The organism is Rubrivivax gelatinosus (assembly GCF_016583785.1).
Classification (GTDB): Bacteria; Pseudomonadota; Gammaproteobacteria; order Burkholderiales; family Burkholderiaceae_C; genus Rubrivivax; species Rubrivivax gelatinosus_B.
Map to the genome: position 1 here is coordinate 1 of NZ_NRRU01000172.1, position 5,876 is coordinate 5,876.

Genomic DNA, 5,876 nt, shown 5'->3' on the forward strand with positions numbered 1-5,876 from the left:
CGACGGTCTGAAGCAGGCCCAGCCGCACCGCGTGCACCTCGAACACGCCCTCTCCACCCGCGTCAAGCTGCCGCCGCGGACGGGCTTTGCCCGTCCGCTGGCGGCGCCCCCCTGGGGGGGAGCGCCGAAGGCGCTACGGGGGGGGCCTACACCTGCATGTTCATGATTTCGGTGTAAGCACTGACCAAGCGGTTGCGCACCTGCAGCGTCGCCTGGAAACCCAGCTGCGCCTTCTGCATCGCGACCATGGTCTGCTCCAGGCTGACCGTCGGGTTGTCGAGCGCGACCTCGCGCTGCAGGCCCTGGCTCTCGAGCTGCTGGCGGCTCACGTCCTGCAGCGCGTCGGCCATCGCCGTGCGGAAGCTGCCGCCCTGCGTGGGCTCGACCTTGTCCACCAGGGGCGTGCCGTCGGGCCTGAGCCCGGCGCGTGCCACCGCCTGGTTGAAGTCGAAGGGTTTTAGTTTGAGGTCCATGGTGCCGATGACGCACTGTAGATGCGGCGTGATGCACGCTAAGGCGCGAACAGGCGAGTCTTTGCCGGGTTTCTTGCCCCACCACTGCAGGCCCCGGCAGCGAAGAATCGACGTCCATGGAGACTGCCGTCGTTCCGCAAACCCCGCTGCTGCCCGCAGAGCCCGGCTTCGGCGCGCGCCTGACCGCGCTGCCGATGAAGACCAAGGCCATGGCCGGCGTCGGCATCGCCGCGCTGCTGGCGATCGTCGTCGTGCTCGCGCTGTCGCTGAAGCAGGAGGACTACCGCATCCTGTTCGCCAACGTCGGCGAGAAGGACGGCGGCGCGATCATCGAGAAGCTGGCGCAGATGAACGTGCCCTACCGCTTCAGCGAAGGCGGCGGCACGATCATGGTGCCCGCGGGCCAGGTCTACGACCTGCGCCTGAAGCTGAGCGCCGCCGGCCTGCCCAAGGGCTCGATCAACGGCTACGAGCTGCTCGACAAGACCGCCTTCGGCCAGACCCAGGGCCAGGAACGCATCAACCTGCAGCGTGCGCTCGAAGGCGAGCTCACGCGCACCATCCAGTCGCTGTCCTCGGTCGAGTCGGCGCGTGTGCATCTGGCGCTGCCGAACCAGAACGGCTTCTTCCGCGAACAGCAGAAGCCCTCGGCCTCGGTCGTGCTGAACCTGCGCCCGGGCCACACGCTGGACCGCGCCCAGCTCGCCGGCATCGTGCACCTGGTGTCCTCCAGCGTGCCCGAACTCTCCGCCAAGGCGGTCAGCGTGCTCGACGGCGACGGCTCGCTGCTGTCCAGCCAGGACAACCCCTCGCAAGGCCTGGACACGCAGCAGCTGCAGTACGTGCGCGAGGTCGAGGCGACCTATCTGCGCCGCGTCACCGACCTGATCGAGCCGGTGGTCGGCCGCGACAACCTGCGCGCCACCGTCACCGCCGAAGTCGACTTCTCGCAGACCGAACAGACCTCCGAGGAGTTCAAGCCGAACCAGGGCGAGAACGCCGCCGCGGTGCGCGCCTCGCGCATCGCCGAGTCCAACCAGCCCGGCGCGGCCACCGCCACCGGCGTGCCCGGCGCGGTCAGCAACCAGCCGCCGGTGCCGGCCTCGGCGCCGATCAACGGCCCGGCGCAGACGCTGCAGGCAGCCAACACCGGCGCCGGCGGCGCCAACAACGCCCGGCGCGAGTCCGAGACCCGCTACGAGGTCGACAAGACGGTGCGCGTGATCCGCGGCGCCACCGGCAGCGTGCGCCGGCTCAATGCCGCCGTCGTCGTCAACCACCGCAACGCTGTCGACGCCAAGGGCAAGCCGACGAGCACGCCGCTGTCGCAGGAGGAACTGGACAAGCTGACCTCGCTCGTCGAGCAGGGCATCGGTTTCAGCAAGGAGCGCGGCGACTCGGTGCGGGTCGTCAACGCCCCGTTCCGCATCGAGAAGGCACCCGAGGCCGAAGAAACGCCGCTGTGGCAGCAGCCCTGGGCGCTGGAGCTGCTGCGCAACGGCGCGACGCCGGCGGCGCTGGTGCTGGTGGCGCTGATCGTCGCCTTCACGCTGATCCGCCCGGCGATCAGGGCCGCCACCGCCAAGCCCGAGCCCATCATCGGCGAGACCGTCGACGAGCTGGTCGACGGCGCAACCTCGCTGCCCGGCATCGACAAGCTGCCGGCGCTGGAGGCGCCACGCTCGAACGAGAAGCTCGAGGCCGCGCGCACCATGGCACGCGAAAATCCGGCCGCGGTCGCGAACATCGTTCGTGGCTGGTTCAGCGGCGAAGCCGCCTGACGGGAGCATCAGATGGCTGCCGCAATGGACGACGAAGGCCTCGAAGACGCCGCGATCCTGCTGATGTCGCTGGGCGAGGAGGAGGCCGCGGAAGTCTTCAAGCACCTGGCGCCGAAGGAAGTGCAGCGCCTGGGCGAGACCATCGCCAAGATGAAGGCGGTGACGCGCGACCGCGTCGACCTGGTGCTCGACAAGTTCACCGAGCTCGCCGCCAGCGAGCACATGCTCGTGCCCGACACCGACGAGTACGTGAAGGCCGTGCTGCGCAAGGCGCTGGGCGAGGACAAGGCGGCGCTGCTGATCGACCGCATCCTGCAGGGCAGCGACGTCACCGGCATCGAGAGCCTGAAGTGGATGGACGCGAGCTCGGTCGCCGAGCTGCTGCGCCACGAGCACCCGCAGATCGTCGCCGCGATCCTGGTGCATCTGGAGTCCGACCAGGCCGCCGAGGTGCTCAAGCAGTTCGTCGAGCGCCAGAGGAACGAGGTGCTGGTGCGCATCGCCACGCTCGACGGCATCCAGCCGGCGGCGCTGAAGGACCTCAACGAGGTGATGAGCAAGGTGCTCGCCGGCGGCGACCGCATGAAGAAGAGCTCGCTGGGCGGCGTCAAGGCCGCGGCCGAGATCCTGAACATGCTGGGCAGCTCGGTCGAGACCTCGGTGCTGGACTTCGTGCGCGAGGCCGACAACGAGCTGGCGCAGAAGATCATGGACAACATGTTCACCTTCGACGACCTGGAGAAGATCGACGACAAGGGCATCCAGTCGCTGCTGCGCGAGGTGCAGTCCGAGTCGCTGATCGTCGCGCTCAAGGGCGCCACGCCGGGCCTGCGCGAGAAGATCTTCAAGAACATGTCGACACGCGCCGCCGAAACGCTGCGCGAGGACCTCGAGTCGCGCGGCCCGGTGCGCCTGTCCGAGGTCGAGGCCGAGCAGAAGGAAATGCTCAAGACCGTCCGCCGCCTGGCAGACGAAGGACAGATCATGCTGAGCAGCGGTGGTGATGAGCAGTTCGTCTAAACACGGTTTCCGCAACGTCCCGCCGCCGCAGGGCAGCAAGCCGGCGAGCGCCTACACGCGGTTCATCCCGCGCGAGGAGCTCGGCGACTTCGCCGCCTGGAAGCCGGGTTCGTTCCACGGCGAGCCCGAGCCCGAACCGACGCCGGAACCGGAGATCCCGCCCGAACCCACCGCCGAGGAGTGGCAGGCGAAGATCGCCGCCGCGCGCCAGGCCGGCTACCAGGACGGCTACCGCGACGGCCTGGTCGCGCTCGAAGGTTTCAAGCAGAGCTTCGCGTCGCAGGCCACGGCCCAGGTCGGCGCCGTCGTCAACAGCTTCAACGCCCAGCTCGACCGGCTCGACGGCGAGCTTGCCGAAGCGGTGGCGCGCACCGCGGTGCAGCTGGCGCGCCAGGTGCTGCGCAGCGAGCTGCAGACCGACCCGTCGCTGGTCGCGCGTGTCGCCGGCGAAGCCGTCAACAACGTGCTGCTGAGCGCACGCCACATCACCGTGCGCGTCAACCCGCACGACCTGCCGCTGGTCAGCGAAGGCGCCGAGGAGCCGCTGCAGGCACGCGGCGCGCGGCTGCAGCCCGACGAATCGATCGAACGCGGCGGCGTGCTGGTGGACTCCGACGTCGGCTCGGTCGACGCCCGCATCGCCTCGCGCTGGGCCCAGGCCGCTGCCGTGATGGGCAGCGACGAGCCCTGGGAGCCGACGCCATGACCCCGGTCGTCGACACCCGCGCGCGCAAGTGGTCGCGCTACCTCGCCGACCTGCAGGAATACGCCTCGGTGCCGCAGCCGCTGGAAGCGGTGGGCACGCTGCTGCGCGTCACCGGCCTGGTGCTCGAAGCCGCCGGCGTGCGCGTGCCGGTCGGCTCGATCTGCGAGATCCGCCAGCCGGGCCAGCCGCCGGTGCTGGCCGAGGTCGTCGGCTTCAACGGCGACCGCGCCTTCCTGATGCCCACCGGCGACCTGCACGGCCTGGCCAGCGGCGCCCGCGTGATCCCGCGCCCGGCGCCGCGTGTGCCGCCGCGTTTCGGCCAGGAGAACCACCCCTGGCGGCGCAGCGAGGACCGCGGCCTGCACCTGCCGATGGGCGACGGCCTGCTCGGCCGCGTCATCGACTCGCACGGCCACCCGCTGGACCGCGGCGGCCCGATCGCCGACGTCCAGTCCAAGCCGATGATCCGGCGCTCGATCAACGCGATGGACCGCGACCCGGTGCGCCGGCCGCTGGACACCGGCGTGCGCTCGATCAACGCCCTGCTCACCGTCGGCCGCGGCCAGCGCCTGGGGCTGTTCGCCGGCACCGGCGTCGGCAAGTCGGTGCTGCTGGGCATGATGGCGCGCTACACCGCCGCCGACGTCATCGTCGTCGGCCTGATCGGCGAGCGCGGCCGCGAAGTCAAGGAGTTCATCGAGGACATCCTCGGCGACGAAGGCCGCCGCCGCAGCATCGTCGTCGCCGCACCGGCCGACTCGCCGCCGCTGGTGCGCATGCAGGGCGCGAGCTACGCGACCGCGATCGCCGAGCACTTCCGCGACCGCGGCCAGCACGTGCTGCTGCTGATGGACAGCCTGACGCGCTACGCGATGGCGCAGCGCGAGATCGCGCTGGCCATCGGCGAGCCGCCGGCGACCAAGGGCTACCCGCCCAGCGTCTTCGCCAAGCTGCCGCAGCTCGTCGAACGCAGCGGCAACGGCCTGAACGGCGTCGGCTCGATCACCGCCTTCTACACCGTGCTGACCGAAGGCGACGACCAGCAGGACCCGATCGCCGACGCGGCGCGCGGCATCCTGGACGGCCACATCGTGCTGTCGCGCGAACTCGCCGAGGCGGGCCACTACCCGGCGATCGACGTCGAGCGCTCGATCTCGCGCGTGATGACCGCCGTCGCCAGCAACGAACACGTGCTCGCGGCGCGCAAGCTGCGCCAGATGCTGGCCAAGTACAACAAGGCGCGCGACCTGATCCAGCTCGGCGCCTACGCCCCCGGCCACGACGCCGAACTCGACACCGCGGTGCGCCTGCACGGCCAGATCGTGGCCCTGCTGCAGCAGGACATGCGCGAAAGCGCCGACATCGAGTCCAGCCGTCAGGAACTCTTCGCCCTCGTGCGGAACTGAACATGAGCGCCCTGCCCACCCTGCTCGAACACGCCGAATCGGAGCGCGACCAGATCCAGCTCGCGCTCCAGCGCGCCGAGGAAAACGCGCGCCGCGCCCAGGCCCAGGCCGACCAGCTCGACGGCTACCGCGGCGAGTACCGGCAGCGCTGGTCGGCGCAGTTCCGCCAGCTCGGCGCCGCCGAGATCCTGCACTGCTACCGCAGCTTCGGCGACCGCATCGACGAGGCGCTGACGCAGCAGCAGCAGCAGATCGAGACCGCGCGCGGCCACGTCGAGCGCCTGCGCCAGCGGCTCGTCGCCGCCGAGACGCGCGTGGCCTCGGTGCGCAAGCTGATGGAGCGCCGTGCGCTCGAGCAGCTGCGCCTGCAGGAGCGGCGCGACCAGCGCCAGACCGACGAGACCGCGCAGCAGATCCACTGGCGTGCCGCCCAGGCCGACGCCGCCCGGCACTAGATCCACCGCACACCGCCGCCCGCCATGACCACCGC

The 5,876-nt window shown here is 70.6% G+C and carries 6 protein-coding genes; 5 read left to right on the plus strand and 1 reads right to left on the minus strand.

What is annotated here, in order from left to right; genetic code table 11:
• Nucleotides 1–146: 146 nt before the first annotated feature.
• On the minus strand, nucleotides 147–473 hold the full coding sequence (fliE, locus tag CKO43_RS24700) for a flagellar hook-basal body complex protein FliE (protein ID WP_200232317.1): 327 nt from the start codon (nucleotides 471–473) through the stop codon (nucleotides 147–149).
• 116 nt (nucleotides 474–589) lie between these two features.
• On the opposite strand from fliE, the gene fliF reads away from it, so the two are divergent.
• From fliF to fliJ, 5 genes are read left to right on the plus strand one after another with little or no spacing between them, the layout of a single operon-like run.
• Nucleotides 590–2,254, plus strand: coding sequence for a flagellar basal-body MS-ring/collar protein FliF (gene fliF, locus CKO43_RS24705; protein WP_200380330.1), 1,665 nt, complete (start codon nucleotides 590–592; stop codon nucleotides 2,252–2,254).
• Between the two features lie 24 nt (nucleotides 2,255–2,278).
• Complete coding sequence (gene fliG / locus CKO43_RS24710) at nucleotides 2,279–3,274, plus strand: flagellar motor switch protein FliG (protein ID WP_200232315.1); 996 nt, start codon at nucleotides 2,279–2,281, stop codon at nucleotides 3,272–3,274.
• Nucleotides 3,258–3,980 carry a FliH/SctL family protein gene (locus CKO43_RS24715; protein WP_200232314.1) on the plus strand — a complete coding sequence of 241 codons (723 nt, stop codon included), beginning with the start codon at nucleotides 3,258–3,260 and terminating at the stop codon, nucleotides 3,978–3,980. Before fliG ends, CKO43_RS24715 begins: the two co-directional genes overlap by 17 nt.
• Nucleotides 3,977–5,386, plus strand: a complete 1,410-nt coding sequence (gene fliI / locus CKO43_RS24720; protein WP_200380331.1) for a flagellar protein export ATPase FliI — start codon at nucleotides 3,977–3,979, stop codon at nucleotides 5,384–5,386. Before CKO43_RS24715 ends, fliI begins: the two co-directional genes overlap by 4 nt.
• A gap of 2 nt (nucleotides 5,387–5,388) precedes the next feature.
• Nucleotides 5,389–5,841, plus strand: a complete 453-nt coding sequence (gene fliJ, locus CKO43_RS24725) for a flagellar export protein FliJ (RefSeq protein ID WP_200232312.1) — start codon at nucleotides 5,389–5,391, stop codon at nucleotides 5,839–5,841.
• The last annotated feature ends 35 nt before the right edge of the window (nucleotides 5,842–5,876 follow it).

Bases quoted from the DNA above. Each gene is read 5' to 3' on its own strand.
- fliE (WP_200232317.1), bottom strand. From the start codon at position 473: ATGGACCTCAAACTAAAACCCTTCGACTTCAACCAGGCGGTGGCACGC.
- fliF (WP_200380330.1), top strand. From the start codon at position 590: ATGGAGACTGCCGTCGTTCCGCAAACCCCGCTGCTGCCCGCAGAGCCC.
- fliI (WP_200380331.1), top strand. From the start codon at position 3,977: ATGACCCCGGTCGTCGACACCCGCGCGCGCAAGTGGTCGCGCTACCTC.
- fliJ (WP_200232312.1), top strand. From the start codon at position 5,389: ATGAGCGCCCTGCCCACCCTGCTCGAACACGCCGAATCGGAGCGCGAC.
- CKO43_RS24715 (WP_200232314.1), top strand. From the start codon at position 3,258: ATGAGCAGTTCGTCTAAACACGGTTTCCGCAACGTCCCGCCGCCGCAG.
- fliG (WP_200232315.1), top strand. From the start codon at position 2,279: ATGGACGACGAAGGCCTCGAAGACGCCGCGATCCTGCTGATGTCGCTG.